This window comes from Brenneria populi, assembly GCF_036016195.1.
GTDB lineage: Bacteria > Pseudomonadota > Gammaproteobacteria > Enterobacterales > Enterobacteriaceae > Brenneria > Brenneria populi.
Genome location: NZ_JAYWTM010000017.1, coordinates 138,930 through 165,330, shown reverse-complemented (window position 1 = coordinate 165,330; position 26,401 = coordinate 138,930). Strand labels below are relative to the sequence as shown.

The following is a 26,401-nucleotide window of genomic DNA, read 5'->3' as shown; positions in this document are numbered from 1 at the left end:
GGAGGCTGTTTTGCCCTGCGTTTTGACCAAAGGTCGCAAGCGTACGGCAAAACATAATAATCCCCACTCTCTACAAGGCTCGGGGAACCCGGAAAAACCGGAATAATCAGGTCAAAGACATCCCTGGTGACACAATATGTCACTTTTATAGGAATACAATCGATGTGTGGAATTGTAGGCGCGGTTGCGCAGCGTGATATCGCAGAAATCCTGTTGGAAGGCTTACGCCGTCTCGAATACCGAGGCTATGACTCAGCGGGTCTGGCCGTGGTGAATAGCGAGGGTCAGGTCGCCCGTTTGCGGCGTTTGGGAAAGGTTCAGATTCTGGCCCAGGCGGCCGAAGAACATGCGCTGAATGGCGGCACCGGGATTGCCCATACCCGTTGGGCAACGCACGGCGAACCTTCAGAGGCCAATGCGCATCCCCATGTTTCTGAAAACATTATCATCGTTCATAACGGTATTATCGAAAACCATGAGCCGCTGCGCGAGCTGATGATTGCGCGCGGCTATCGCTTTGTTTCGGAAACGGATACTGAAGTGGTCGCTCATCTGGTTCATTTCGAGCAGAAGCAGGGCGGTTCATTGGTTGACGTGGTTAAGCGCGTGATTCCGCAGCTGCGCGGCGCTTACGGCATGGTGGTATTGGATAGCCGCGACCCGAGCGTATTGGTCGCCGCGCGTTCAGGCAGTCCTTTGGTGATTGGGCGCGGCATGGGGGAAAACTTCATCGCGTCCGATCAGCTGGCTCTGCTGCCGGTTACCCGCCGCTTTATCTTCCTGGAAGAAGGCGATGTGGCTGAAATCACGCGCCGCGACGTACGTATATATGATAAAGCCGGTAACCTTGCCGAACGTGAAGAGGTTGAATCGAAAGTTAATTACGATGCCGGCGATAAAGGCGTTTATCGTCATTACATGCAAAAAGAGATCTACGAACAGCCGATGGCGATTAAGAACACCCTTGAGGGGCGTTTCAGCCATGGTGAGGTTAATCTCTCTGAATTAGGCCCGCAGGCGGATGAACTGCTGTCGAAAGTGCAGCATGTGCAAATCATTGCCTGCGGAACCTCGTACAATTCCGGCATGGTTTCGCGCTATTGGTTCGAAGCCTTGGCCGGGGTGCCCTGCGATGTGGAAATCGCCTCTGAGTTCCGCTACCGCAAACCGGCCGTTCGCCAGAATAGCCTGATGATTACGCTGTCGCAGTCGGGGGAAACCGCCGATACGCTGGCGGCGCTGCGTTTGTCCAAAGAGCTGGGATATCTGGGCTCGCTGGCTATCTGTAACGTGGCGGGCTCGTCGCTGGTTCGTGAGTCCGATCTGTCGCTGATGACTAAAGCTGGCGTTGAGATCGGCGTGGCTTCGACCAAAGCGTTTACCACCCAGTTGACCGTACTGCTGATGTTGGTGGCGCGTATCGGCCGTTTGCGCGGTATGGATGCCGAGATTGAGCAGGGTATAGTGCATAGCCTACAGGCATTGCCGGCGCGTATTGAGCAAATGCTGTCGCAGGATAAGCTCATTGAATCTCTGGCGGAAGGTTTCTCTGATAAGCATCATGCCCTGTTCCTGGGGCGCGGCGATCAGTATCCCATCGCCATGGAAGGGGCACTGAAGCTGAAAGAGATCTCTTATATCCATGCAGAGGCCTATGCCGCCGGTGAGCTGAAACACGGCCCGCTGGCATTGATTGACGCCGATATGCCGGTAGTTGTGGTGGCGCCGAACAATGAACTGCTGGAGAAACTGAAATCCAATATTGAAGAGGTTCGTGCCCGTGGCGGCGAGCTGTACGTCTTTGCGGATGAGGATGCCGGATTTACCAGCGGCGGCAGCGAAAATATGAAAATTATTCCGTTGCCGCATATTGAAGAGGTCATCGCGCCGATTTTCTACACGGTGCCGCTGCAACTGCTGGCTTACCACGTTGCGCTGATTAAAGGCACCGACGTCGATCAGCCGCGTAATCTGGCCAAGTCCGTGACGGTGGAATAAACCTCGTCGCTAAAAATCCGTCTTGTGGCGCGTGTTCCCATAAGACGGATTCCTGTTTCATCGGCAGATTGCTCTATGCCTTTCATACGGCAAGCGGCAGGCGCTGTGCAAAAGCGTGAACTATTGCGGGTATGCCTCTGTTTTTCTGACCGGCCGCTAGCGCTTTTTTTTGGCTTTTATTTTCTATCGGCGTGTTTTCACGCCGTTCATCTCTAGTCTTACGCTATGGAATCCGCGGGTTTTTTATATCCAGTAAAGATGAAATTTCATTTATCAAATTGATAATAAACTGTTTTTTTTATTTACCGAAATATCAGCCGCACTCTTTTATTGATAGGTGACGTTTTATCCTCCATCCCGCCGGCGGATTTTTCTCTGTTTGTCACATAACTGTAATATAACGTACATTTTACTGTCACTTAATTGTCCTATTTTTCCTCCTGCAAACTACACTCTGATTAATCACGACTCCGGGTCGACACTACTTTTGGTATCCCACAGGAGGGATTATGAAACTTATGCGTACCTCTATTGCCAGTATCGTTGCGGCAACGTTTTCTCTGACGGCGGTCTCTGCTTTTGCCGCTGCCAACCTCACTGGCGCCGGTGCGACATTTCCTGCGCCGGTCTATGCCAAATGGGCTGATTCCTATCAAAAAGAAACCGGTAATAAAGTTAACTATCAAGGTATTGGATCTTCCGGCGGCGTAAAACAGATTATCGCAAAGACCGTCGATTTCGGCGCGTCTGACGCGCCTCTGTCCGACGATAAGCTGGCGCAGGATGGTTTGTTCCAGTTCCCGACCGTTATCGGCGGGGTGGTTTTGGCCGTGAATATTCCCGGCATCAAATCCGGCGATCTGACGCTGGATGGCAAAACTCTGGGCGATATCTATCTGGGTAAAATCAAAAAATGGAACGACCCTGCCATCACTAAGCTGAACCCGAATGCCAAACTGCCGGATCAGGATATCGCCGTAGTGCGTCGTGCCGACGGTTCCGGTACTTCTTTCGTATTCACCAGCTATCTGGCGAAAGTGAATCCAGAGTGGAAGGAAAAAATCGGCTCCGGTTCTACGGTTAACTGGCCGACCGGTCTGGGCGGAAAAGGCAACGATGGGATTGCCGCATTCGTTCAGCGTCTTCCCGGCTCCATTGGCTACGTTGAGTATGCTTACGCCAAGCAGAATAACCTGGCTTACACCAAACTGCTTTCCGCTGACGGTAAAGTTGTTAGCCCGACCGGAGCTACGTTCAGTAATGCCGCCAAGGGCGCAGACTGGAGCAAATCTTTCGCCCAGGACCTGACCAACCAGAAAGGCGCGGATGCCTGGCCTATCACCTCTACGACGTTCATTCTGATACAAAAACAACAGCCTAAAGCTGAACAAGGCGCGGAAGTGCTGAAGTTCTTCGACTGGGCTTATAAGAAAGGCGGTTCTCAGGCTACAGCGCTGGATTACGCTATTCTGCCGGACGAAGTCGTTGAGCAGATTCGCGCCGCCTGGAAAACAAATGTGAAAGATAGCAGCGGCAAGGCATTGTATTAAAGATAATTAGAAAAAGAGTTGCGTAAGAATAAGTGTACTAAAATTGTACTACGTTCCTTGTGTTTGATAGCAAGGCCATTTCGCTGAGTGCAGCAAGGTATAACGGGGGAGGGGCGGTTTCCCTCCCTATCCTTGACTGCCACTTTTGTTATCAAGCATCGCTAAATTAAGAAGAGAGACGCATGGCTGAGTACAAGCCAACTATCAAAGCCCCCGGAAAGCATGGCGATATCATTTTTGGCGCGCTGGTAAAATTAGCCGCGCTGGTGACGCTCATGTTGTTAGGGGGCATCATTGTTTCCCTTATTGTGGCTTCCTGGCCCAGTATTGAGAAATTCGGTTTTTCTTTTCTCTGGACGAAAGACTGGGATGCGCCTGCCGAACAGTTTGGCGCACTGGTACCGATTTACGGCACCATTGTCACCTCTCTTATCGCGCTGATTATCGCCATACCAATCAGCTTTGGTATCGCGCTGTTTTTGACCGAACTGGCTCCGGGGTGGCTGAAGCGGCCTTTAGGCGTCGCTATTGAGCTTCTGGCCGCGATCCCCAGTATCGTTTACGGTATGTGGGGGCTGTTCGTTTTTGCTCCGCTATTCGCCAAATATTTTCAGCAGCCGGTCGGCAATGTGCTTTCCGGCATTCCGATTGTGGGATCGTTATTCTCCGGCCCGGCATTTGGCATCGGCATTCTGGCGGCGGGGGTGATTCTGGCGATCATGATCATTCCTTACATTGCGGCGGTGATGCGCGACGTCTTTGAACAAACGCCGGTGATGATGAAAGAGTCCGCCTATGGCATTGGCTGTACGACCTGGGAAGTCATCTGGCATATCGTTCTGCCCTTCACCAAAAACGGGGTAATCGGCGGCATTATGCTGGGGCTGGGGCGTGCGCTGGGTGAAACCATGGCGGTGACTTTTATTATCGGCAATACCTACCAGTTGGACAGCGCATCGCTGTATATGCCCGGTAACAGCATTACCTCGGCATTGGCGAATGAGTTTGCCGAGGCTGAATCAGGCCTGCATACCGCGGCGCTGATGGAACTGGGTCTGATCCTGTTTGTTATTACCTTTATTGTTCTGGCGTGCTCGAAGTTGATGATTATGCGTCTGGCAAAGAATGAGGGGGCGCGCTAATGTCGGCATTAAGTATGGAACAAGAAAAGTCGCTGCTGCGTTCACGGCAAAAAATGCAGGCCTGGCGGCGACAAAAAAATCGTATTGCCCTGTGCTTATCCATGATTACGATGGCGTTTGGCCTGTTCTGGCTGGTTTGGATCCTGTTTTCGACCATCAGCAAAGGGTTTGACGGGATGTCGCTGGCGTTATTCACCGAAATGACCCCGCCGCCCAATACTGAAGGGGGCGGTCTGGCGAACGCCATTGTCGGCAGCGGTCTGCTTATCCTGTGGGCGACCATTTTCGGCACGCCGCTTGGCATTATGGCCGGCATCTATCTGGCTGAATACGGCCGGAAGTCATGGATTGCCGAAGTTATCCGTTTTATTAACGATATCCTGCTATCCGCGCCGTCAATCGTGGTTGGACTGTTTGTCTATACCCTGGTGGTGGCCAAAATGGAGCATTTCTCTGGCTGGGCCGGGGTGATTGCGCTGGCGCTTTTGCAGGTGCCCATTGTTATCCGTACCACGGAAAATATGCTCAAGCTGGTGCCGGATAGTCTGCGTGAAGCGGCGTACGCGTTGGGGACGCCGAAGTGGAAGATGATTTCCGCCATCACGTTGAAAGCGTCCGTCTCCGGCATCATGACGGGAATTTTACTGGCGATAGCGCGTATTGCAGGGGAAACCGCGCCGTTACTGTTTACGTCTCTGTCCAATCAGTTCTGGAGTACGGATCTGATGCATCCGATTGCCAACCTGCCGGTCACCATATTTAAGTTTGCCATGAGTCCGTTTGTTGAATGGCAGCAGTTGGCCTGGGCGGGCGTATTGCTTATTACCTTATGCGTTCTGCTGCTGAATATCCTGGCGCGCGTTATTTTTTCTGCCAAGAAACACTAATAAATTTAAGATGTTGCTTTGCATCATCCGTGTAAAAGAGAGAAGTCTTGATGAGTATGGCTACTGAGACATCCACCAGTAAAATCCAGGTACGTAATCTGAATTTCTATTATGGGAAATTCCATGCGCTGAAAGACATCACGCTGGATATCGCCGCCAATAAGGTTACGGCTTTTATCGGCCCGTCGGGCTGTGGTAAATCGACCCTGCTGCGTACCTTAAATAAAATGTATCAACTTTACCCGGAGCAGCATGCCGAAGGAGGGATCCTGCTTGATGGCGATAACATCCTGAATGATAAACAGGATATCTCGCTGCTCAGGGCCAAGGTGGGCATGGTCTTCCAGAAGCCGACGCCGTTTCCTATGTCCATTTATGACAACATCGCCTTCGGCGTGCGGCTGTTTGAGAAGCTCTCGCGGGCGGAGATGGATGAGCGCGTGGAGTGGGCGTTAACTAAAGCCGCGCTGTGGCAAGAAACCAAAGACAAGCTGCACCAGAGCGGATACAGTTTGTCTGGCGGCCAGCAGCAGCGTCTGTGCATTGCGCGCGGTATCGCCATTCGTCCTGACGTGCTGCTGCTGGACGAGCCCTGCTCTGCCCTTGACCCGATCTCCACCGGCAGAATTGAAGAGCTGATTTCCGAGCTGAAGAATGATTACACCGTGGTTATTGTCACCCACAATATGCAGCAGGCTGCACGTTGCTCGGACTACACCGCGTTTATGTATCTGGGTGAACTGATCGAATTCAGCGATACCGACACGTTGTTTACTGCGCCACGGCAGAAACAGACTGAAGATTATATCACCGGCCGTTACGGTTGATTACGGGAAGCATCATGGATAATTTGAATCTGAACAAACACATCTCCGGGCAGTTTAATGCCGAGCTGGAAAACATCCGTACCCAGGTGCTAACCATGGGGGGGCTGGTGGAGCAGCAGCTGACCGACGCCATTACCGCGATGCACAATCAGGATGCTGAATTGGCGCAGCGCGTGGTGGAAGCGGACGCCAAGGTCAATATGATGGAAGTGACCATTGATGAAGCCTGCGTACGCATTATCGCCAAACGTCAGCCGACCGCCAGCGATTTGCGTCTGGTTATGGCGATCATCAAAACGATTTCCGAGCTGGAACGTATCGGCGACGTGGCGGACAAAATCTGCCGCACCGCGCTGGAGAAGTTCTCTCATCAGCATCAGCCGTTGCTGGTCAGCCTGGAGTCGTTGGGACGCCATACGGTGCAAATGCTGCATGATGTGCTGGATGCCTTTGCCCGTATGGATCTGGATGAGGCGGTGCGTATCTATCGCGAAGATAAAAAGGTGGATAAAGAGTATGAAGGCATCGTTCGTCAGTTGATGACTTACATGATGGAAGACTCGCGCACCATTCCAAGCGTACTGACGGCATTGTTTTGCGCCCGTTCCATTGAGCGTATCGGCGACCGCTGCCAGAATATCTGCGAGTTTATTTTCTATTTCGTCAAAGGGCAGGATTTCCGCCACCTCGGCGGCGACGCATTAGAAAAACTGCTGGTCGAAAAAGAGAATAAAAAAGAGGAATAACGTTACCTCTCTTCGTATTAAAAACGCCCTGCAATGCAGGGCGTTTTGCTTTTAAATAGTGCAAAAAAGCATGGATATGCACTATTGACGCGCTAACTATCTAAATGAAACGCTTATAGGTAAAAGGCGTAACTTAATTTATTTCCGCGTAGTATTCAAAAATTGCGTACGCCACGTCTACGATTTCTTATTTTTAGAAATCTCTTACCTAAAATCTATAAGGTTATAAATCTGCTGTTGGCTTCACTCTTGCAATGAATATCCCTGCCGTGTACCAGAAGCCCGTTTATTTAAATTATTCGGTGTTTCCCTGGCGCGCCTCTCTTTGGCAGTGACGGCAAGCAATGGCCCGACGGACCTGTTGTTTTGGTCGTTTGTCCTTGCTAATCGGCTGAAATTAAAAAGATATCCCGCCTCTTTTTACGGGATGCGGGCGGCAGGTCAAATTCGTTTCTGACGAATTTGTTATTCATCGCCGTATTGCGAGGTTTATGAATGAACCTCGTTTTAAAGAAGCAACGCTTTGCGTTGTTTGAAACGATAACTTTTTGTTATCCGGTATTCTGAATTTTATTGGGTATACATGGTGGCTATTTAATTTATTCATTAATGAGATGGAGAAATAGCATGGCTCGATCCCTGGCAAGATGGATACAACAATATGTTTTATCTGCATTACTGATTGGATATGCTTCCTATAGCTATGCGGGAAAACAGAATGATACTTTGGTTTATGCCTCGGACAATGAGGTAGAAAATATCAGCCCTTATCATAATAACATGCGGGAAGGCGTGATTATTTCCAACCTGGTATGGGACAGGCTGATCTACCGCGACCCCAAAACCGGCGAATATGAACCCCTGTTGGCGACATCATGGGAGTGGGATTCGCCGGAAATACTGATTTTGCATTTGCGTAAAGGCGTTAAGTTTCATAACGGCGATGATTTTAGCGCCGATGACGTGGTGTACACGTTCAATAATATTGCCGGCGCGCCGGATTCCGTTGTTCCGCAGAGCGTGGAATGGATTAAGGAAGCGGTAAAAGTCGATGACTACACGGTAAAACTGCTGCTGAAAAAACCTTTCCCGGCGGCGCTGGAATATTTGTCCGGCCCGACGCCGATCTTTCCGGCCAAATACTATCAACAGGTTAAGCTGGCCGGCTTCAGTAAAGCGCCGATTGGCACCGGTCCTTATAAAATCACCGGCGTGACCCCGGCGCAGGGCGTCACTATGGAGAGGAACCCCGATTACTTCAAAGACAGCCCGATCGGCCAGCCGAAAATCGGCAAGCTACAGTTTGTGGTTATCCGCGATCCGGAAACCCGTTTGGCGCAGCTGATGACCGGCCAGGTCGACTGGATCTGGCGCGTTCCCTCCGACCAGATGACCTCGCTGGAGGGGATGCCGAATATTGCGGTGAAGAGCGGCGAAACCATGCGTATCGGTTTTCTGGCGTTGAACGTCAATGCCGGCGGGCCGGGCGGCGAGCCGTTCAAAGACCTGCGGGTCCGTCAGGCGGTGAACCATGCCATCAATCGTAAGGGGATGGTCGATAATCTGGTGCGCGGCGGCAGCCAACCTGTCTATTCCGCCTGTTTCCATACTCAGGCGGCCTGTAATACCAGCAAAGTGATTAAGTATGAGTACGACCCGGAAAAAGCCAGGAAACTGCTGGCGGAAGCGGGCTACCCCAATGGCTTCGATACCGATATCTGGGCCTATCGCGAACGCGATTATGCCGAAGCGATCATCGGCGATTTGCGTAAAGTGGGGATTCGCGCGCGCCTGCATTATGTGCAGTATCCGGTGCTGGCCGCCGATCTGATTTCCGGTAAGGCGCCGATGGCGGTACGGACCTGGGGATCCTTTTCCATCAACGATTCGTCGGCTTTCGTTACGCCTTACTTCGGCGGCAAGGGCGACGATATTTGGAAAGATGCGCAGGTCACCAGCCTGTTGACCAAAGCGGATGAGACCATCGACACCAAACAGCGTAGCGCCATGTATGCGGATTTGCTGGGACGCATCTCTTCCCAGGCTTATCTGGCGCCGATGTTTTCCTATTCAACCAATTACGCCTTCACCTCCGATCTGAATTTCGACAGTTGGCCGGATGAATTGCCGCGCTTCGCCATGGCGAGTTGGAAGTAACAATCTGTCGGGGATCGGGCGCGATGGCGATCCCCGCGGACATCTGGTGAGAATGAGGAACCGCTCATGATTATCTATATCCTACATCGGCTTCTGGTCGCGCTGGCGGTGCTGTTTACCGTGGCGGTAGTCAGTTTCTCTCTCCTGCATCTTTCCGGTGATTTAGCCGCGGCTATCGCCGGGCCGGAGGCGACGGCCGAGGTGGTTGAACGTATCCGGGCGCAGTATGGATTGGATCAGCCGTTAACCACGCAGTTTATGCACTGGATGTGGTCGGCCCTGCATCTGGATTTCGGCCGCTCGTTCTATTTCGAAAACACGGTGATGGAGCTGGTGGGGCAGAGAATGCCCGTCACGCTGAAACTGGGGGCGGTTTCTCTATTGCTGGCGCTGCTGGTGGCCATTCCGCTCGGGGTGCTGGCGGCGGTATTTCGCGACACCTGGATCGACCGGTGCGCCACGTTCGTTTCGGTTATCGGCCAGGCGATGCCCAATTTCTGGTTCGCCCTGCTGCTGATTGTCATTTTTGCCGTGGGCCTGAAATGGCTGCCGGTGGCCGGGAACGGCAGTTGGCAGAACTTCGTCCTGCCGGCCGTCGCGCTGGGCTATTACGCCATGCCGTCACTGATGCGCCTGACGCGCTCCGGCATGCTGGATGTCTTGGGCGCCGATTATATCCGCACCGCGCGCGCCAAGGGGCTGAGCTCTTTCAAAGTGATCGTCAAACACGGTCTGCGTAACGCCATCATTCCGGTGGTGGCGCTGGCGACGGTTGAGCTGGGCTTTATGCTGGGGGGATCGGTGGTGATTGAGTCGATCTTTGCCTTGCAGGGATTGGGACAGTTGGCCTGGGATTCCATTTCCCGTAACGATTTTCCGGTAGTGCAGGCCATTGTGCTGATTATTTCGGTGTTCTATATCGGGCTGACATTCCTGGCGGATATTCTCAATGCGGCGCTCGATCCGCGTCTGCGCACCTCATAGGGAGCTTCCATGAAAACCTCTTCATCACTCTCTTCCCCGCTGGCCGTCAAGCCGGCGGCGGCTGAAGCGGCCTTGATTGCGGAACCGGCCCCCTGGCGGCTCTGGGTTCGCAGTATCCTCGGCCATCACAGCATGACGTTCGGACTGATTGTTCTGGCGATTATGGTACTGGCGGCGATCCTCGCGCCGTTAATCAGCCCGCACGATCCCTACGCGCAGGACGTGAGCCAGCGCCTGATACCGCCGGTATGGCATGAGAAAGGCAGCTGGGAGCACATTCTGGGAACGGACAAACTGGGGCGCGACTACCTGAGCCGGCTGCTGTTCGGCGCCAGGGTATCGTTAACCATCGGGCTGGTTTCGGTGCTGGTGGCCGGGTTTATCGGCATTACGCTGGGCGTGCTGGCGGGCTATTTCGGCGGCCGGGTGGACGCGGCGGTCAGCTACATTCTGACGGTTCGCCTGTCTATGCCCATCATTCTGGTGGCGCTGGCCACCGCCTCGCTGGTGGGCGGATCGGTAAAAGTGGTGATCCTGCTGCTGGGGCTGCTGCTGTGGGATCGCTTTCTGATTGTTTCCCGCTCGGTCACCCGCCAACTGCGCGAGGCGGAGTTTATCGCCGCCGCCAAAACGCTGGGGGCGTCCTCCGCGTTCATCATGCTGCGCGAGATCCTGCCCAATCTGCTTGGTCCGCTGACGGTGGTGGCCACGCTGGAAATCGCCCACGCCATTCTGCTGGAAGCCACGCTCTCTTTCCTTGGGCTGGGCGTGCAGCCGCCGATGCCGTCGTGGGGGCTGATGGTGGCGGAAGGCAAGGCATACATGTTCTTTCAACCCTGGGTCATCCTGATTCCCGGCGTGGTGCTGGCTATTCTGGTTTTGGGGATCAATCTGCTGGGAGACGGCCTGCGCGACGTGACCGCGCTGGACGGACGTAACTGAGGATATGGCCATGAATAATGACATTTTGCTGGATGTGAAAAATCTGCGCGTCGATCTGCCGACGCCGCGCGGCACGCTGCATGCGGTGCGCGGGCTGGATTTCTCGGTGCGGCGCGGGGAGATGCTGTGTCTGGTGGGCGAGTCCGGCTGCGGTAAATCCATGACCTCGCTGGCGTTGATGGATCTGCTGCCGCGCAAGGCGGTGCGCGCCGCGGACCATATTCTGTTTAAGGGCGTAGAGCTGCAGACGCTGAAAAAACGGCAAATTACCGCGCTGCGCGGCGACCAGATGGCGATGATTTTTCAGGAGCCGATGACCTCGCTCAATCCCTCCTACACGCTGGGCGACCAGCTGTGCGAAACGCTTCTGGCCCATCGCAAGGTTTCTCCGGCGCAGGCGCGCGAACGGGCGGTTTATCTGATGGAGCGCGTGGGCATTCCCATGGCGGCCGATCGTTTGAAGCAGTATCCGCATCAGCTGTCCGGCGGCCTGCGCCAGCGCATCATGATTGCCATGTCGCTGATGTGCGAGCCGGAGCTGATTATCGCCGACGAGCCGACGACGGCGCTGGATGTCACTATTCAGGCGCAGATTCTGCGCATGTTGCGCGAGCTGCAGCGGGAGTTCGGCATGGCGGTGATTTTCATTACCCATGACCTGGGCGTGGTGGCGCGCATCGCCGATCGGGTCGCGGTGATGTATGCCGGGAAGATTGTGGAGACCGCGCCGGTGATGACGCTATTTAATCATCCCCAGCACCCCTATACCCGGGCGCTGCTTGAGTGCATTCCGGTTCAGGGGAAAACCGTACCGGGCCAGCCGCTGAATGCCATTCCCGGCGTGGTGCCGAGCCTGATCGGCGTACAGCAGGGGTGCGCGTTCAGCAACCGCTGTTCCTATTGCTCGGACGCCTGCGGCCGGGAAACGCCTTACGTCGAGGTGACGGCCCAGCACGCGGTGCGCTGCGTGCGGGCTTTGCCGGTGCGCAATGCGGAGGTCGCATGAGCCAGAGGGTAAACCATGATGCCGCGCTGCCGACGCATATACCGGGCAACGATGATATTGCGCTGGAACTCTGCTCCCTGACGCGGGTTTTTCGCCTTAATCGCGGTCTCTTCTCCCGGGCCGGCGAGATCCGCGCGGTGAACGATGTCTCCCTGCGTATCCGGCGCGGGGAAACCCTGGGGCTGGTGGGCGAGTCGGGATGCGGCAAAAGCACGCTGGCGAAAATGCTGCTGGGTCTGTTGCCGCCGACTTCCGGCAACGTGCTGATTGAAGGGCGCGAAATCGACTCCGGCGATCGCAAGGAGATGGCGGCGCGTATTCAGCCTATCTTTCAGGATCCCTACTCTTCGCTGAACCCGCGCCGCACGGTCGCCGATATCGTGGAGGTCGCCTTGCGTCTGCACGGCATCGGCACGCCGGAGGAGCGCAAGGCGCGCGTTAAGGAGATGCTTGACGTGGTCGGCATGCCCGCCCGCACGCACAGCCAGTATCCCGGCCAGCTGTCGGGCGGGCAGCGGCAGCGCGTCGCCATCGCCCGCGCGCTGATTATGCGGCCCGATATTCTGATCTGCGATGAGCCGACGTCGGCGCTGGATGTCTCCGTTCAGGCGCAGATCCTCAACCTGCTGCTGGCGCTGAAACAGGAGTTTGGGCTGACTTACCTGCTGATCAGCCACAACCTGTCGGTGGTGGAGCATCTGGTCGACCATGTGGCGGTGATGCAAAAAGGGACGATTGTCGAACAGGGGCCGCGTGAGCAGATTTTCCACTCGCCCCGCCACCCTTACACCCGATCGCTGCTGGCCTCGGTGCTTACGCCGGAGCCGGGATTGGGTATTCCGGATATCGAGCACCATTAACCAAACCAGACAATAGGCAAAGAGGACAAATATGACGCGTGAAGAGACTATCCAGGCAGCCGCCGATTATTTCGCTTCAGGAAAATTGGCGCAAACCCTGGCGCGCAGGGTGGCATACCGCACGGAAAGCCAGGATGCCGGCAGCGGCCCTGTTCTGCTCTCCTACCTGACGGACGAAATGATCCCGCTTCTGGAAGCGATGGGGTTTGAATGGCTGCTGGCGGATAATCCCGTTAGCGGCAAAGGGCCGTTCCTGCTGGCGCGGCGTATGGAGCCGGAAGCCGCGCTGACGCTGTTGACCTACGGCCACGGGGATGTGGTTAGGGGCTACGACGACCAGTGGCGCGAGGGATTATCGCCCTGGACGCTGACTCAGGAAGGCAACCGCTGGTATGGGCGCGGCACCGCCGACAACAAAGGACAGCACACCATTAATCTGGCGGCGCTGGAGCAGGTGCTGAAGGCGCGCGACGGCCGTCTGGGCTACAACGTGAAAATTATCCTGGAGATGGGGGAAGAGGACGGATCGCCGGGGCTGGACGACATCTGCGCGCAATATCGCGACTGGCTGGCCGCCGATCTGTTCATCGCCTCCGACGGGCCGCGGATCTCCGCCGCCCGCCCGACGCTGTTTCTCGGATCGCGAGGGGTGTTTAATTTTGAGCTGCGCGTGAACGCGCGCGACGGCGCGCACCACTCGGGTAACTGGGGCGGGCTGCTGAGCAACCCCGGCATCCGGCTGGCTCACGCTCTTGCCGGCATGGTGGACGCCCACGGCCGGATTCTGGTGCCGGGATTGCGGCCGCCGGCGATATCCGAAACCATGCGGCGTATTCTCGCCGATATTGAACTGGGCGGCGGGCCGACGGATCCGGCTATCGATCCCGCATGGGGGGAGCCGGGCCTGACGGCGGCGGAAAAACTTTATGGCTGGAACACGCTGGATGTGCTGGCTTTTGTCACCGGCAACCCGGACAAGCCCGCCCACGCTATTCCGCCGCGCGCCAGGGCGCACTGCCATATGCGCTATGTGCTGGGCAGCGACGTGGATAACTTTGCTCAGCATATCCGCCGCCATCTGGACGCCAACGGATTCGCCGACGTGGAGATAGCCAACGCCATGAGCCATTACGCCGCTACCCGGCTCGATCCCAATGATTTGTGGGTGGAATGGGGCATGGCGTCGATAACCCGCTCCGCCGGCGCCAAAGCGGCGGTGCTGCCGAATTTCGGCGGCGGATTGCCTAACGCCTGCTTTTCGGAAACCCTGGGACTGCCGACGCTGTGGGTGCCGCACTCTTATCCCGCCTGTTCGCAGCATGCGCCCAATGAGCATATTCTGGCGGATATGACGCTACAGGCGTTTAAAATCATGGCCGGTCTGTTCTGGGATCTGGCCGAACAAGGCGCGGATGTCGCGCGCCGGCGTTCGCAGAGTAAAGCGCGCCGGCCGGCGGCGGCCGTTTAGAGGCGATAAACGACGTATAACGATGTTTTGCCTACGCTTGCCGTATCGCCAGGGAGCGGGCGATACGGACGAATGCGGGTTACTTAAGCCGGTTTTTAGGGGAAACGCCGGGACGCCTTCATCCCGGGGTCGCCACGGGTATCTCGATGCTTAAACGATCGGCATTAGGTTATACGGACTTCTTTCCGATGCTTTAGGGTTCGCCAACCGGTGTGAGAGACAATGCATAGCAACGAAATTCGTTACTTTATGGCGGTGGCCAGCACCGGCTCGCTAAGCGCGGCCAGCCAGCAGCTGTTTGTCGCCGTCTCCGCCATCAGCAGGCAGATCCAGCGCCTGGAGACGCGTCTTGGCATGCCCCTGTTCGAACGGCATGCCAGGGGGATGGTGCTCAATGACGCCGGGCATATTCTGGAAAACCATGTGCGGCGCAGCATCGCGGATATGGAGCTGGCGATAGCCGAGATTGAAGGGCTGAAATCGGCGCGCCAGACCACGATCCGGGTCGTCTGTACCGACGGTATCGGATTTAATCTGCTGCCGACGCTGATGGCGAAGTTCCGCCGCCAGTGCGCCGAGGTCAACTTTGTGCTGACGGTGGGCAGCGCCCGGCAGGTTCCCGATCTGATCCGCAACGGCGAGTGCGATGTGGCGCTGAAGTTCAGCCTGGCGCCGGAACACGGCGTGCAGATAATCGCCTCTTTCCCCGCCCCGTTTATGGCGGTGATGCAGGAGAGTCACCCGCTGGCCGCAAGGGATTTTCAGCTTGACGATCTGAGCGCCTATCCGATAGTGCTGCCCGATCAGGCGGCGACGGTGCGTCAACTCTTTGATTTATCGTGCCGGATGAATGGCGTTTTCATCGATCCGGTGTTCACCTGCAACCATTTCTCAACGCTGTACGCTTTCCTGCTGGATACGCCGCAAGCCATCGTTATATGCAGCCATTTTTCCGTGCTGTATAGCGCTCAGCGCGACGGGCTGCAGGTGAAGTCCATCAATATGGAGCAAATAGGCCAGCGGATGTTGCAGATTCAGACCGTGGCCGGTAAGCCGGCCACCGCCGTGCTGAATGATTTTTGCGCCTTTCTGCGCCGGGAGCTGGAAACGCAGGATGCCCTGTTTCGCCGGACGTACCCTTTTCAGGGGTGACGACCGGCAATCTGCGCGGACTTTAGTCCGCTTTGGGGCGCGGCTTGTTCAGGGTGACCACCATCATACCGGCGATAATGGCGACGACGCCGGCGATAAGTCCGGCGGTCAGGGATTCATTAAGAAACAGGATGGAGATAAACAGCCCGACCACCGGTACGCCCAACATGGAAGAGGCCATGCTGGTGCTGGAGATCCACTGGCTGGCGGCGTTAACGGCGCAGAAACAGAACGCGGTGGCCAGCGGCCCGACAAACAGGGATATCTCCCAGAAACGCAGTGAATTGTCGCCGGTGTAGGGGCCCTCTTTACACCAGGCGATGACGATCAGAGGAACGGTGGCGATCAGCATCTGCCAGGGGGCCAGATGATAGGCGCTGGAGGCGCCGCGATGATGGCGCAGGTGCAGAATGCAGATGGCCCAGCAGAGCGATGCGATCAGCAGCAGCGTATTGGCTTGCAGCGCCTGAACGTCCTTCCAGTCCAGCGTCAGCGGATTAAACAGGATGGCGACGCCGGCGATGCCCATCAGCGTGCCGACCAGCTCCCGGCGGGTTACGCGCTGCTTGAAGAACAGAATAGCGCCGGGCAGAACCCACAATGGCGTGGTATAGGCCAAAATCGCGGAGCGCCCTGCCGGAATCTCCGTCATGGCGATGGCGCCCAATGCGGTGAACGTCAGCATTTGCAACAGACCGACGCTGAAAAGCAAAGGAATATCACGGCGCTGCGGCAGTTTCAGGGTGCGGGTGGCTATCTGGATAAAGAACAGGCAGAGCCCGCCCAGCGCGAAACGCAGCGCGGAGAACCAGAGTGGCGTAATGTGCTCCAGTCCGAGTTTCATTACCGGCCAGTTGGCGCCCCACACCACAATCGCCAGCAACAGCAGAATAATTCCGCCAGCCTGGCGTAACGCTAATACGCCGCCGGACTTTTCTTTCTGCCAGATTATTTTCTTATTTCTTAATAAGGAGAAGATCATTTTATATTTATTTCCGTCGGTCACTGGATAGACTCAGTTTATTATTTTCCCGTCGGAAAGTTTTTCCCTTATTTATCGTATTCTTTGAGCCTGCAGGGCGATTTTTCCAACCCCATCGTTATTAACAGTAAAGGTTTTCTTTTATGCGTAAACTGGATAGAACCGATATCAGCATCCTTAATAAATTGCAGGAAAATGCCAAAGTCACGCATGCTGAACTGGCGAAAGCGGTCAATCTTTCAACCACGCCCTGTTTCAATCGAGTGAAGGCGCTGGAGGAGCTCGGGCTTATCCGCCAGCAGGTCACGCTGCTGTCGCCGGAACGGTTGGGATTGCATGTGAATGTGTTTATCCACGTCAGCCTTGATCGGCAGGTAGAAGAAGTTTTGCAACGTTTTGAACAGGCGATTTCCGCGCGGCCGGAGGTGATGGAGTGCTACCTGATGACCGGCGACGCCGATTATCTTCTCCGCGTGCTTGTTAAAAATATCAATGAGATAGAAAGTTTTATCCTCAATCATCTGACGCGCATTCCCGGCGTCGCCAATATCCGATCCAGCTTTGCGCTCAAGCAGGTGCGCTATAAAACCACCCTGCCTTTGCCGGCGGAAGGCATGCTGTTGCCGTAGGTTTTTTATGGGGTTAATTTTGTTTCGTCATGACGCGTTTTTTGTGAATTAATCCGTTTTTTTGCGTTTTTTTATAAAACTTATATGAAAAAAACGGATGAATTTAGAAATTTAAATTCATTTTTTTTCAGGTAATGTTATGGGCATGGGACGACGGTATTTCCGAACGGAATATTGACAACCTGCGGCTATCATTTCTTATTATTTACCGGAGCGCCATTATGAATCTGGAGAAATTTCCACGTTATCCATTAACTTTTGGACCTTCCCCCATTACGCCGATGAAAAGGCTTAGCGAATATTTGGGCGGAGATGTAGAAATATATGCCAAGCGTGAAGATTGTAATAGCGGTCTGGCTTTCGGCGGCAATAAAACCCGTAAATTGGAATATCTCATTCCCGAAGCGCTGGCGCAGGGGTGCGATACGCTGGTTTCCATCGGCGGCATTCAGTCAAACCAGACGCGTCAGGTCGCCGCCGTCGCCGCGCACCTGGGAATGAAATGTATTCTGGTGCAGGAAAACTGGGTGAATTATGCCGATGCGGTATATGACCGGGTGGGCAATATCGAGCTGTCGCGGATTATGGGCGCCGATGTTCGTCTGGACGCCGCCGGTTTTGATATCGGTATTCGCGAAAGCTGGAAAAACGCCATGGAAGAAGCGGCGCAGAATGGCGGCAAGCCCTTCCCCATCCCGGCCGGCTGTTCCGAACATCCTTACGGCGGGCTGGGATTCGTCGGCTTCGCCGAGGAAGTCCGCCAGCAGGAAAAAGAGCTGGGCTTCAAATTTGACTATATCGTCGTCTGTTCGGTTACCGGCAGCACCCAGGCCGGCATGGTGGTCGGTTTCGCCGCCGATGGCCGCGCCCGCAACGTTATCGGCATCGATGCTTCGGCGAAACCGGAAAAGACCAAGGCGCAGATCCTGCGTATCGCGCAAAATACCGCCGAACTGGTTGAGCTGGGCCGGGAAATCACCGAGGAAGACGTGGTGCTGGATACCCGCTACGGCGGCCCGGAGTATGGTCTGCCGAACGAAGGCACGCTGGAGGCCATCCGCCTGTGCGCCCGTATGGAAGGGGTGATGACCGATCCGGTGTATGAGGGGAAATCGATGCAGGGCATGATCGGGATGATCCGCAACGGCGAATTCCCGAAAGGTTCTAAAGTGCTTTATGCCCACCTGGGCGGCGCGCCCGCGCTGAGCGCCTACAGCTACATTTTCCGTAACGGCTGACAGGCCCGATAGCGCCCGCCAGTCCGTCTAATGACCGTCAATCCCTGCGAAAGCGGGGATCTTTTTTAGCTCACGTATTGATTAAAAGGTTCCCGCAAACGCGGGATTAACGGTTTGGTCTGGCAGGGTTTTGTCCGCCAACCTTCGCCTATTGCCACCTCAAAACGTCAGCTGTGTGGTGGAAAGCACCTCGCGCAGGCCGATAAAAGAGCGGATCTGGCGTACGCCGGGCAGGAACAGCAGCTGTTCGGCGTGCAGCCGGTTAAAGCTCTGATTATCCTTGGTGCGGATCTTCAAAATGTAATCGAACTCGCCGGTTACCACCTGACACTCCATACAGCCGCTAATCTGCTGTACGGAGGCCTCGAAGTCTTTAAACGAACTGGGCGTCGAACGGTCCAACACCACGCCGATCAACACCACCAGACCGGCGTTTAGCGCCTCTGGGTCAAGCAGCGCGACCACGCCTTTAATCAGGCCAATCTGTTTGAGGCGTTCGACCCGGCGCAGACAGGCGGGCGGGCTGAGATTGACTTTTTCCGCCAGCGCCACGTTGGATATGGAAGCGTCGGCCTGTAAAAGACGCAGGATGGCGATATCGAAGCGATCCAGATCGTTGCGCTTCTTCTCCTCGGCGACGGGCGTGACGATGGGGGCTTTCGCTTTCATTGGGGGGTCCTCACATCCATATCTGATGGCGTATTATGACAATAATTTTGCCATCGGGATTTTTTTTGCAATCAAATAATAAGGAAATAGCTAAACGGTGATTAATATTTAGCTTAACAGAGAAATAATAGAATCTTCGGCGGATTAAACCATCGAGGAAAGAGCGAACGACGCCGTCGGCGCGTAGCGGCGAAATACGCTTTTTCGGCAGTATAATCTGCCGGAAAGCGGATGTAACATAAGGTTATATTATAGTTGTTTATATTATTTTCCCCTTTTTCACTCCATTGATAGCCTATAATCAATACGTTAACTGGTTTAGGGGCAGGGAATGAAGAATCGTATCGTGGCATTAACGTTGCTGGCGGGATTGGCATCGGTTTCCGGCGTCGCTCAGGCCGATAAGCTGGATGATATTCAAAAAGCGGGCGTGGTTAAAATAGCGGTATTCGATAGCAATCCGCCGTTCGGCTACGTCGATCAGCAAAGCAAAAAGCTGGTGGGGTACGATGTGGATATCGCCGAAGCGATCGGTCAAGCGTTGGGGGTGAAGGTGGAACTGCGCGCCACCAATCCGGCTAACCGTATTCCGCTGTTGAGTTCCAAAAAGGTGGATCTGATCGCCGCAAACTTCACCATTACCGATGAGCGTGCCAAACAGGTGAACTTCAGCATTCCCTATTTCGCCACCGGACAGAAATTCATCGCCCGCAAAGGCGTGCTGAAAACCCCGGAAGATATTAAAACGTTGCGCATCGGCGCGGATAAGGGCACGGTGCAGGAAATCACCCTGCGCGAGCATTATCCCACCGCCAAGGTGATCTCTTACGACGATACGCCGCTGGCGTTCGCCGCGCTGCGTAACGGCAACGTGCAGGCCATCACCCAGGATGACGCCAAGCTCGTCGGCCTGCTGGCGAACGTGCCGGACGCCCAGAAAGCCGACTTCGAAATTTCGCCTTTCAGCATCACCAAAGAATATCAAGGGATCGGCATTCCCAAAGGGGAAGAGCGCCTGACGGAAAAAGTAAACGAAACCTTGCTGAACCTGGAAAAACAGGGCGAAGCGAAAAAGATCTACGATCGCTGGTTCGGACCGGAGACCAAATCGGCCCAGCCGCGCGGCGACTTTACTTTTGCTCCGTTGGAGAATCAGCCCAAAGCCTGATTTATTGCTCGACGCAGGGTAAACCATCCCGCATTTCAGCCCTCTGCACCGCAGAGGGTGTTTTTGTTTGTAATGTCTGAAAATTTATAAAAACGGCTTATGAAACTGACAGATATGGCGCTGCACTATATTGAAGAGTGGCTATTGGCTCCTCAATATCTCGGCTGGCTTTGGCAGGGGTTTCTGGTCACCCTATGGATCTCCTTCTGTACGATAATACTGGCGACGACGCTGGGATTCCTGCTGGCGGCGGCGCGGGATAGCCAACTGCGCCTGTTGCGCTGGCCCGTCATGGCTTACAGCTCGCTATTCCGCAATACGCCGTTGCTGATACAACTTTTTTTCTGGTACTTCGGCGCCGGCCAGCTATTTCCCTCGGAGATGATGCAGTGGCTCAACATGCCGCATGCGTTCTCACTATTGGGGATGCATGCGGCGTGGCCTTCGTTTGAGTTTCTGGCCGGACTATTCGGCCTGACGCTCTATTCCAGCGCCTTTATTGCGGAAGAGATCCGGGCCGGCATCGGCGGCGTGGCGCGCGGGCAAAAGTATGCCGCGTTGGCGCTGGGGCTGACCGGATGGCAATCCATGCGCTATGTGGTACTGCCGCAGGCGTTGAGAATCGCCCTGCCGCCGCTGCTGGGACAGTACATGAACGTCATCAAGAACTCATCGCTCACCATGGCGATCGGCGTGGCCGAGCTCTCTTATGCATCCCGCCAGGTGGAAACCGAAACCCTGCGTACCTTTCAGGCGTTCGGGGTCGCGACCGTCCTGTATATCGCCGTCATCGCGCTGATGGAAGGCTGGGGCGCGTGGCGGCAGCAGCATAATACGGCCGTGGAGCGCTGAAGATGGATTTTACGATTATTCGCGATAACTTCGCTTATCTGATGTGGGGCGCCTTTCCCGATGGTCCATTGGGCGGCGCCGCGTTGACGCTGGCGATTAGCCTGCTGGCCGGCATCGCGTCCGCCGTGTTGGGAACCGTCATGGGCGTTGCGCTGGCGATGTCCCGCGGCTGGTGCGCGGCGCTGCTGGCGACGATCCTCGGTTTCTTGCGGGCGATTCCGGTCATCATGCTGATCTTCTGGACTTACTTCCTGCTGCCGATTCTGTTCGGCGTTGAGATTCCGGAAATTACCACGGTGGTCTGCGCGCTGGCGCTGATTGCGTCGGCCTATCTGGCGCACGGCGTGAAAGCCGGGATTGCCGCTATCGGCCGCGGTCAGTGGCAGGCCGGGTTATCTCTGGGGTTCGGCCGCTGGCGGGTGCTGTGGCATATTGTGTTGCCGCAGGCGTTAAGGATGATGGTGCCCTCGTTTATCAACCAGTGGATTTCGCTGATTAAAGATACCTCTCTGGCGTACATTGTCGGCGTCGGCGAGCTGACTTTTTTAGCCACCCAGGTGAATAACCGCAGCATGGTTTATCCGATGGAGGTTTTCCTGTTCGTCGCGCTGGTCTATTTTGTTTTTTGCCTGTCTCTGGAGCTGCTGGCGAACGGCGTTAATCAGCGGTTTGGCCGGCAAGGAAAAGCGCCGAAACGCCTATGGCCGCGGCTGAGGCGCAATAAATCGGCCTGAGTCTGAGGGCGTTATTCGGTAATATTCCAGCCTTTTTCGCGCCATATCTGCGGCAGCGCGTTCATATCGTCAAACATGGTGACCAGCGGATGATGAATCGGCGTGTTATGCGGATCGGCGCAGTAGTAGAACACCGGAATACCGGCGGCGATACCGGCCTGAACGCCGGATGTCGAATCCTCCACCAGAATACAGTGTGCGATCGGCACCCGCATTTGTTCGGCGGCGTAGAAAATAACGGCGGGATCGGGCTTCCATTTTTGCAGGTCGTAACCGCTGTACAGGCGATCGCCGAAAAATTCGAGCATATCGGTCAGCCCCAGCGAGTGCTGCATCTTGCTGACCGGCCCGTTGGACACCACGGCTATCGGCGTTTTAATCAACGAAAGCAGCTCGCGCGCGCCTTTGATCGGCTGCAGCGAGTCGTCAAATAGACGTTTTATCTCCTGGCGGTAATGGCTTATCGCCTCTTCCATGGAGACGGTTACTCCGTACTTCTGGCTGATGCGGGTAATGATTTCATGCAGTTTCATGCCCTTGTAGTTCTTTATCACCTCTTCCAGAGATAATTTGACGCCATAGGGAATAAAAACATTTACATAGGCCTGACAGCACAACACTTCGCTATCTACCAGCGTGCCGTCACAGTCAAATAAAACGCATTCAATACGGGGCATGAAGGATCCTTGTCGATGGCGTTAACGGTTTCTCCGCCTACTTTAACCAACTGACCGGATATTGCGACATATTACCTTCCCTCTTTTTCCCGTTGACCCGCTGCGCACGCCGGTATCCGAACTTAAATAACGCCTGAATGCGTGACATTCAACGGGCTGATACGGGGAAGCTGGCGAGCCGATTTACCCTTTCGATAGCTTGTTCTTATAGCAAGAAAAAAATGGCGAATCCGCGTCAATGCGCGCCATTTTGTTATAGGATACCCGCAAACAATCCCCCCTTCTTTGGAACGTAAATCATGAACAAATCGCAACCCGATCATGCTGGCGAGCAGGGCGTGCTGGAGCGCGTGTTTAAGCTGACGCAGCACGGCACCACCGTACGGACGGAAATGATCGCCGGTATCACCACCTTTTTGACCATGGTGTATATCGTTTTCGTGAATCCGCAGATATTAGGCGTCGCAGGCATGGATACGCAGGCGGTGTTTGTCACCACCTGTTTGATTGCCGCGTTTGGCAGCATTTTTATGGGGCTGCTGGCTAATCTGCCGGTTGCGCTGGCGCCGGCGATGGGGCTGAACGCCTTTTTCGCTTTTGCCGTCGTCGGCGCGATGGGGCTGTCGTGGCAGGTGGCGATGGGGGCGGTTTTCTGGGGCGCGGTCGGCTTCCTGCTGCTGACCATTTTCCAGATCCGTTACTGGATGATCGCCAATATACCGCAGAGCTTGCGGCTGGGCATCGCCAGCGGTATCGGTCTGTTTATCGCCATGATGGGGTTAAAGAACGCCGGCATCATCGTTTCCAACCCTGAAACGCTGGTTACGGTGGGGAACCTGACCTCCCACAGCGTGTTGCTGGGCGCGCTTGGCTTCTTCATTATTGCGGTTCTGGCGTCAAGAAATATTCATGCGGCGGTGCTGATTTCCATCGTGGTTACTACGGTCATCGGCCTGTTTTTGGGGGACGTTAAGTTTAACGGCGTTTTCTCCATGCCGCCAAGCGTGACCGCCGTCGTTGGGCAGGTGGATTTGGCGGGGGCGCTCAATTTGGGGCTGTCCGGCGTTATCTTCTCTTTCATGCTGGTTAACCTGTTCGACTCCTCCGGCACCCTGATTGGGGTAACGGATAAGGCCGGCCTGGTGGATGCGCGCGGTAAGTTTCCCCGCATGAAGCAGGCGCTGTACGTGGATAGCGTCAGTTCGGTCGCCGGGGCGTTTATCGGCACCTCTTCGGTCACCGCCTATATCGAAAGCTCTTCCGGCGTTACCGTCGGCGGACGCACCGGCCTGACGGCGGTGGTGGTCGGCCTGTTATTCCTGCTGGTCATTTTTCTGTCGCCGCTGGCGGGCATGGTGCCGGCTTATGCCGCGGCGGGCGCGCTGATTTACGTGGGCGTACTGATGACTTCGAGCCTGGCGCGGGTGAAGTGGGATGATTTAACCGAGGCCGTTCCCGCCTTTATTACGGCGGTGATGATGCCGTTTAGTTTCTCGATCACCGAAGGGATCGCGCTGGGCTTTATCTCTTATTGCGTCATGAAGCTGGCCACCGGGCGCTGGCGTGAAGTCAGCCCCTGCGTGGTGGTGGTGGCGCTGTTGTTCCTGTTAAAAATTATCTTTATCGACGCGCATTAAGCCTATAAGACTCCAGGGATAACGCCTGGTGTCTCGCCATTCACGTCGCCGAGCGGACCGCCTATAGCGGTTTTTCCGCGGCGTGGCTGGTTAGCTTCATATAGCGTAACGACTGGCGCTGCTGCTGTACGATTTCGCCGGTTTTCTTCATGCCCGCCTCGGCGGAGTAGCTCCACATCACCAGACGGTTTAGCGTTGGGACATGGGCGCAGGCCCAGGCCAGGTAATCGTCAATGTCGCTCATAACCTCAACGGCGGGAAGGCAGTTGGAGCTCAGCCGCCCGGAAGCGGGATAAAGGCGCAAATTTTCTATGCGGCACGTATGCGAACGCGGTATTTTCATCAGGGAATGACGAATCGTACCCAGCTGCGTCGCCGCTTCCAGCGGATCGCGCTGCGCTTCAATCCAGGCTTTTTCCGCCGGGCTCTGCGTCTGCATGGCCGCCATCGTTTGGTGGTTCGATCTCACATGAACGATCTCGATATCCACGCCGACGCTCCCCTCTTCGCTCAGCAAAACCGCGATGGTATTTCCGGCATAGCCGACGCTGAAATTAGGCAGGTCGGGATCGGCGAAATAAGCGCGTCCATCCGGGGAGACAAGCAGTTTGGGGAGCTGCCGATGACCAAAAAAATAGAACATCATCTCAGCCAGCAGCGCCCGGCTTTTTAAATAACGCTCGCGGCGTTTAGCCGCCATGCCTTTTGTCGAAGAGACGAGTTCATCCGGCAATCTTTGTAGATTGGGAAGCGTTTCCTTGCTGGTCCACCGGACAAAATGGCAGGACATTGTTCACTCCGTGATGATGGTAAAAAACCGAATGCCTCGTTTTAAGCCCTGCTTAAGGTGATGTGTCCTGATTGCCTTCAATCTGCCGCAGTATCGGCGTCCCGGTTTGCTTGCCGGGCGTTTGCTCCGTTGCCGTTCGAGCGCATTTTGAAAGGGATTTTGCTTAGTTTATCAGACAAAAATATGAACTAAAGAAAAATAAATGGATAAATCGGCGATTATTATTTAGTAATCATAATTATCTTCTGAAGATCTGCTTTTTATCGAAAAAATAACATATAAGATAATGTCATGCGTCTTTTCGTAAAAACCGCAGTATATTTTAATTTTTAGGCTGATGTTTGATATATCGTTCTGTTCCGATGCCGGTCGGTTAGCTCATCATGGTTGGTTTTCCCTGGAGAGGTCGGCGGGCGTTTTTGTCCTGCAACTTGAAGTATGACGGGCATATCATCCTAATGATTTTAACTGACGATAATCTTGATATAGGACAGGTAACAGGAGCGGAGATTAATCGAATTATTTAATCGATTCAGCCGGTTGCGTATTAACGGATGGTGATTGCTCAGGCTGATGACAACATCTTTGAAGGTCGCTTGCGGCGGCGGCTGAAAGCGGTAACCCATCAGAGATGAGATTCCTACTGCCTTTGATGTTAATCGGTTTTCCGGGGGGAGTTCCCGCAAGCCGTTCATTCCCGCCGCTCGGCAATAATCCGAAGCCCGTTTTCAGGCTTCGGATTCATAAGCCGTAATACGATTAGATAACCGTCAGCGTGACGTCAATATTGTTTCGGGTGGCGTTCGAGTACGGGCAGACCACGTGGGCTTTCTTCACCAGCTCTTCGGCCTTCGCTTTATCAAAGCCGGGGATCGAAATTTTCAGCTCCGCTTCAATGCCGAATCCCGTCGGGAGCTTACCGATGCCGACGCTGCCTTCGATAGACGTATCGGAGGGCAGCGAGATTTTCCGATAGACGTATCGGAGGGCAGCGAGATTTTCTCGCTAGCGGCGACGCTCTTCAGCGCGCCAAGAAAACAGGCGGAGTACCCGGCGGCAAACAGCTGTTCTGGGTTGGTTCCTTCGCCGCCTTTACCGCCCAGCTCTTTCGGCACATCAAGCTTTACGTCAAGATGCTTATCCGAGGAGACCGCGCGGCCGTCGCGTCCGCCGGTAGCTTTGGCATGAGCGACATAGAGAACTTTTTCGATAGACATATTTTCTCCTGTAATGACGAATGCATAACCAAGCCTAGACCATAACGGCGGATAACGTCGGAATGAAATGATGAACAAAAATGAATAGT

23 protein-coding genes and 1 pseudogene are annotated in these 26,401 nt (G+C 55.0%); 19 read left to right on the top strand and 5 right to left on the bottom strand.

The window, feature by feature from the left end:
* Positions 1-162 precede the first annotated feature (162 nt).
* The 13 genes from glmS (at position 163) to VSX58_RS16350 (ending at position 15,719) form a co-directional block, all read left to right on the top strand.
* Positions 163-1,998, top strand: coding sequence for a glutamine--fructose-6-phosphate transaminase (isomerizing) (glmS, locus tag VSX58_RS16410; RefSeq protein WP_327619024.1), 1,836 nt, complete (start codon positions 163-165; stop codon positions 1,996-1,998).
* Between the two features lie 509 nt (positions 1,999-2,507).
* On the top strand, positions 2,508-3,548 hold the full coding sequence (pstS, locus tag VSX58_RS16405; protein ID WP_327619023.1) for a phosphate ABC transporter substrate-binding protein PstS: 1,041 nt from the start codon (positions 2,508-2,510) through the stop codon (positions 3,546-3,548).
* 182 nt (positions 3,549-3,730) lie between these two features.
* Positions 3,731-4,690: a phosphate ABC transporter permease PstC gene (gene pstC, locus VSX58_RS16400; protein WP_327615633.1), complete on the top strand. Its 960-nt coding sequence runs from the start codon at positions 3,731-3,733 to the stop codon at positions 4,688-4,690.
* Positions 4,690-5,577 (top strand): phosphate ABC transporter permease PstA, encoded by an 888-nt coding sequence (gene pstA, locus VSX58_RS16395; RefSeq protein WP_327619022.1) that lies wholly within the window; start codon positions 4,690-4,692, stop codon positions 5,575-5,577. Before pstC ends, pstA begins: the two co-directional genes overlap by 1 nt.
* Positions 5,578-5,627: 50 nt before the next feature.
* Positions 5,628-6,404: a phosphate ABC transporter ATP-binding protein PstB gene (gene pstB, locus VSX58_RS16390; RefSeq protein ID WP_327619021.1), complete on the top strand. Its 777-nt coding sequence runs from the start codon at positions 5,628-5,630 to the stop codon at positions 6,402-6,404.
* Positions 6,405-6,418: 14 nt separating this feature from the next.
* Complete coding sequence (gene phoU / locus VSX58_RS16385) at positions 6,419-7,150, top strand: phosphate signaling complex protein PhoU (protein WP_327615630.1); 732 nt, start codon at positions 6,419-6,421, stop codon at positions 7,148-7,150.
* Positions 7,151-7,777: 627 nt separating this feature from the next.
* Positions 7,778-9,307: an ABC transporter substrate-binding protein gene (locus tag VSX58_RS16380; protein ID WP_327619020.1), complete on the top strand. Its 1,530-nt coding sequence runs from the start codon at positions 7,778-7,780 to the stop codon at positions 9,305-9,307.
* 66 nt (positions 9,308-9,373) lie between these two features.
* Positions 9,374-10,291, top strand: a complete 918-nt coding sequence (locus VSX58_RS16375) for an ABC transporter permease (protein WP_327619019.1) — start codon at positions 9,374-9,376, stop codon at positions 10,289-10,291.
* Between the two features lie 9 nt (positions 10,292-10,300).
* Entirely contained in the window at positions 10,301-11,233 is a 933-nt protein-coding gene (locus tag VSX58_RS16370) for an ABC transporter permease (protein WP_327619018.1), read from the top strand.
* Between the two features lie 10 nt (positions 11,234-11,243).
* Positions 11,244-12,239, top strand: a complete 996-nt coding sequence (locus tag VSX58_RS16365; protein ID WP_327619017.1) for an ABC transporter ATP-binding protein — start codon at positions 11,244-11,246, stop codon at positions 12,237-12,239.
* Positions 12,236-13,099 carry an ATP-binding cassette domain-containing protein gene (locus tag VSX58_RS16360; RefSeq protein ID WP_327619016.1) on the top strand — a complete coding sequence of 288 codons (864 nt, stop codon included), beginning with the start codon at positions 12,236-12,238 and terminating at the stop codon, positions 13,097-13,099. Before VSX58_RS16365 ends, VSX58_RS16360 begins: the two co-directional genes overlap by 4 nt.
* Before the next feature lie 31 nt (positions 13,100-13,130).
* Positions 13,131-14,567, top strand: a complete 1,437-nt coding sequence (locus tag VSX58_RS16355; protein WP_327619015.1) for a M20 family metallopeptidase — start codon at positions 13,131-13,133, stop codon at positions 14,565-14,567.
* A 222-nt stretch (positions 14,568-14,789) separates the two neighbouring features.
* The gene (locus VSX58_RS16350) at positions 14,790-15,719 is read left to right on the top strand and encodes a LysR family transcriptional regulator (protein WP_327619014.1); all 930 of its coding nucleotides are present in this window, start codon (positions 14,790-14,792) and stop codon (positions 15,717-15,719) included.
* Between the two features lie 22 nt (positions 15,720-15,741).
* On the opposite strand, the gene VSX58_RS16345 is transcribed toward VSX58_RS16350, so the two are convergent.
* On the bottom strand, positions 15,742-16,701 hold the full coding sequence (locus tag VSX58_RS16345) for a DMT family transporter (RefSeq protein WP_327619013.1): 960 nt from the start codon (positions 16,699-16,701) through the stop codon (positions 15,742-15,744).
* A 143-nt stretch (positions 16,702-16,844) separates the two neighbouring features.
* Between VSX58_RS16345 and VSX58_RS16340 the strand changes: the two genes are divergently transcribed.
* Both VSX58_RS16340 and VSX58_RS16335 read left to right on the top strand, forming a co-directional pair.
* Positions 16,845-17,330 (top strand): Lrp/AsnC family transcriptional regulator, encoded by a 486-nt coding sequence (locus VSX58_RS16340; protein WP_327619012.1) that lies wholly within the window; start codon positions 16,845-16,847, stop codon positions 17,328-17,330.
* A 221-nt stretch (positions 17,331-17,551) separates the two neighbouring features.
* The gene (locus tag VSX58_RS16335; RefSeq protein WP_327619011.1) at positions 17,552-18,568 is read left to right on the top strand and encodes a 1-aminocyclopropane-1-carboxylate deaminase; all 1,017 of its coding nucleotides are present in this window, start codon (positions 17,552-17,554) and stop codon (positions 18,566-18,568) included.
* A 159-nt stretch (positions 18,569-18,727) separates the two neighbouring features.
* On the opposite strand, the gene VSX58_RS16330 is transcribed toward VSX58_RS16335, so the two are convergent.
* Positions 18,728-19,237, bottom strand: coding sequence for an Lrp/AsnC family transcriptional regulator (locus VSX58_RS16330; RefSeq protein WP_327619010.1), 510 nt, complete (start codon positions 19,235-19,237; stop codon positions 18,728-18,730).
* 331 nt (positions 19,238-19,568) lie between these two features.
* Here VSX58_RS16330 and VSX58_RS16325 point away from each other — a divergent pair, with 331 nt between their 5' ends.
* From VSX58_RS16325 to VSX58_RS16315, 3 genes are all read left to right on the top strand, one after another.
* On the top strand, positions 19,569-20,405 hold the full coding sequence (locus VSX58_RS16325) for an ABC transporter substrate-binding protein (protein ID WP_327619009.1): 837 nt from the start codon (positions 19,569-19,571) through the stop codon (positions 20,403-20,405).
* 114 nt (positions 20,406-20,519) lie between these two features.
* A complete protein-coding gene (locus VSX58_RS16320) occupies positions 20,520-21,257 on the top strand; it encodes an amino acid ABC transporter permease (protein ID WP_327619040.1) in 738 nt (245 codons plus the stop codon).
* A gap of 2 nt (positions 21,258-21,259) precedes the next feature.
* Positions 21,260-21,991, top strand: a complete 732-nt coding sequence (locus VSX58_RS16315) for an amino acid ABC transporter permease (RefSeq protein ID WP_327619008.1) — start codon at positions 21,260-21,262, stop codon at positions 21,989-21,991.
* 11 nt (positions 21,992-22,002) lie between these two features.
* On the opposite strand, the gene yieH is transcribed toward VSX58_RS16315, so the two are convergent.
* Complete coding sequence (gene yieH / locus VSX58_RS16310; protein ID WP_327619007.1) at positions 22,003-22,668, bottom strand: 6-phosphogluconate phosphatase; 666 nt, start codon at positions 22,666-22,668, stop codon at positions 22,003-22,005.
* 299 nt (positions 22,669-22,967) lie between these two features.
* Here yieH and VSX58_RS16305 point away from each other — a divergent pair, with 299 nt between their 5' ends.
* Positions 22,968-24,305 (top strand): NCS2 family permease, encoded by a 1,338-nt coding sequence (locus VSX58_RS16305; RefSeq protein WP_327619006.1) that lies wholly within the window; start codon positions 22,968-22,970, stop codon positions 24,303-24,305.
* Between the two features lie 61 nt (positions 24,306-24,366).
* Here VSX58_RS16305 and VSX58_RS16300 read toward each other — a convergent pair whose 3' ends face one another.
* Both VSX58_RS16300 and VSX58_RS16295 read right to left on the bottom strand, forming a co-directional pair.
* Positions 24,367-25,095, bottom strand: a complete 729-nt coding sequence (locus tag VSX58_RS16300) for a 4'-phosphopantetheinyl transferase family protein (RefSeq protein WP_327619005.1) — start codon at positions 25,093-25,095, stop codon at positions 24,367-24,369.
* Positions 25,096-25,854: 759 nt separating this feature from the next.
* Positions 25,855-26,312, bottom strand: a pseudogene (locus VSX58_RS16295) (organic hydroperoxide resistance protein).
* Between the last annotated feature and the right edge of the window lie 89 nt (positions 26,313-26,401).

What these genes read in the sequence shown, in the direction of transcription:
- glmS (WP_327619024.1), top strand. Translation starts at nt 163, where the DNA reads ATGTGTGGAATTGTAGGCGCGGTTGCGCAGCGTGATATCGCAGAAATC.
- pstS (WP_327619023.1), top strand. Translation starts at nt 2,508, where the DNA reads ATGAAACTTATGCGTACCTCTATTGCCAGTATCGTTGCGGCAACGTTT.
- pstC (WP_327615633.1), top strand. Translation starts at nt 3,731, where the DNA reads ATGGCTGAGTACAAGCCAACTATCAAAGCCCCCGGAAAGCATGGCGAT.
- pstA (WP_327619022.1), top strand. Translation starts at nt 4,690, where the DNA reads ATGTCGGCATTAAGTATGGAACAAGAAAAGTCGCTGCTGCGTTCACGG.
- pstB (WP_327619021.1), top strand. Translation starts at nt 5,628, where the DNA reads ATGAGTATGGCTACTGAGACATCCACCAGTAAAATCCAGGTACGTAAT.
- phoU (WP_327615630.1), top strand. Translation starts at nt 6,419, where the DNA reads ATGGATAATTTGAATCTGAACAAACACATCTCCGGGCAGTTTAATGCC.
- VSX58_RS16380 (WP_327619020.1), top strand. Translation starts at nt 7,778, where the DNA reads ATGGCTCGATCCCTGGCAAGATGGATACAACAATATGTTTTATCTGCA.
- VSX58_RS16375 (WP_327619019.1), top strand. Translation starts at nt 9,374, where the DNA reads ATGATTATCTATATCCTACATCGGCTTCTGGTCGCGCTGGCGGTGCTG.
- VSX58_RS16370 (WP_327619018.1), top strand. Translation starts at nt 10,301, where the DNA reads ATGAAAACCTCTTCATCACTCTCTTCCCCGCTGGCCGTCAAGCCGGCG.
- VSX58_RS16365 (WP_327619017.1), top strand. Translation starts at nt 11,244, where the DNA reads ATGAATAATGACATTTTGCTGGATGTGAAAAATCTGCGCGTCGATCTG.
- VSX58_RS16360 (WP_327619016.1), top strand. Translation starts at nt 12,236, where the DNA reads ATGAGCCAGAGGGTAAACCATGATGCCGCGCTGCCGACGCATATACCG.
- VSX58_RS16355 (WP_327619015.1), top strand. Translation starts at nt 13,131, where the DNA reads ATGACGCGTGAAGAGACTATCCAGGCAGCCGCCGATTATTTCGCTTCA.
- VSX58_RS16350 (WP_327619014.1), top strand. Translation starts at nt 14,790, where the DNA reads ATGCATAGCAACGAAATTCGTTACTTTATGGCGGTGGCCAGCACCGGC.
- VSX58_RS16345 (WP_327619013.1), bottom strand. Translation starts at nt 16,701, where the DNA reads ATGATCTTCTCCTTATTAAGAAATAAGAAAATAATCTGGCAGAAAGAA.
- VSX58_RS16340 (WP_327619012.1), top strand. Translation starts at nt 16,845, where the DNA reads ATGCGTAAACTGGATAGAACCGATATCAGCATCCTTAATAAATTGCAG.
- VSX58_RS16335 (WP_327619011.1), top strand. Translation starts at nt 17,552, where the DNA reads ATGAATCTGGAGAAATTTCCACGTTATCCATTAACTTTTGGACCTTCC.
- VSX58_RS16330 (WP_327619010.1), bottom strand. Translation starts at nt 19,237, where the DNA reads ATGAAAGCGAAAGCCCCCATCGTCACGCCCGTCGCCGAGGAGAAGAAG.
- VSX58_RS16325 (WP_327619009.1), top strand. Translation starts at nt 19,569, where the DNA reads ATGAAGAATCGTATCGTGGCATTAACGTTGCTGGCGGGATTGGCATCG.
- VSX58_RS16320 (WP_327619040.1), top strand. Translation starts at nt 20,520, where the DNA reads ATGGCGCTGCACTATATTGAAGAGTGGCTATTGGCTCCTCAATATCTC.
- VSX58_RS16315 (WP_327619008.1), top strand. Translation starts at nt 21,260, where the DNA reads ATGGATTTTACGATTATTCGCGATAACTTCGCTTATCTGATGTGGGGC.
- yieH (WP_327619007.1), bottom strand. Translation starts at nt 22,668, where the DNA reads ATGCCCCGTATTGAATGCGTTTTATTTGACTGTGACGGCACGCTGGTA.
- VSX58_RS16305 (WP_327619006.1), top strand. Translation starts at nt 22,968, where the DNA reads ATGAACAAATCGCAACCCGATCATGCTGGCGAGCAGGGCGTGCTGGAG.
- VSX58_RS16300 (WP_327619005.1), bottom strand. Translation starts at nt 25,095, where the DNA reads ATGTCCTGCCATTTTGTCCGGTGGACCAGCAAGGAAACGCTTCCCAAT.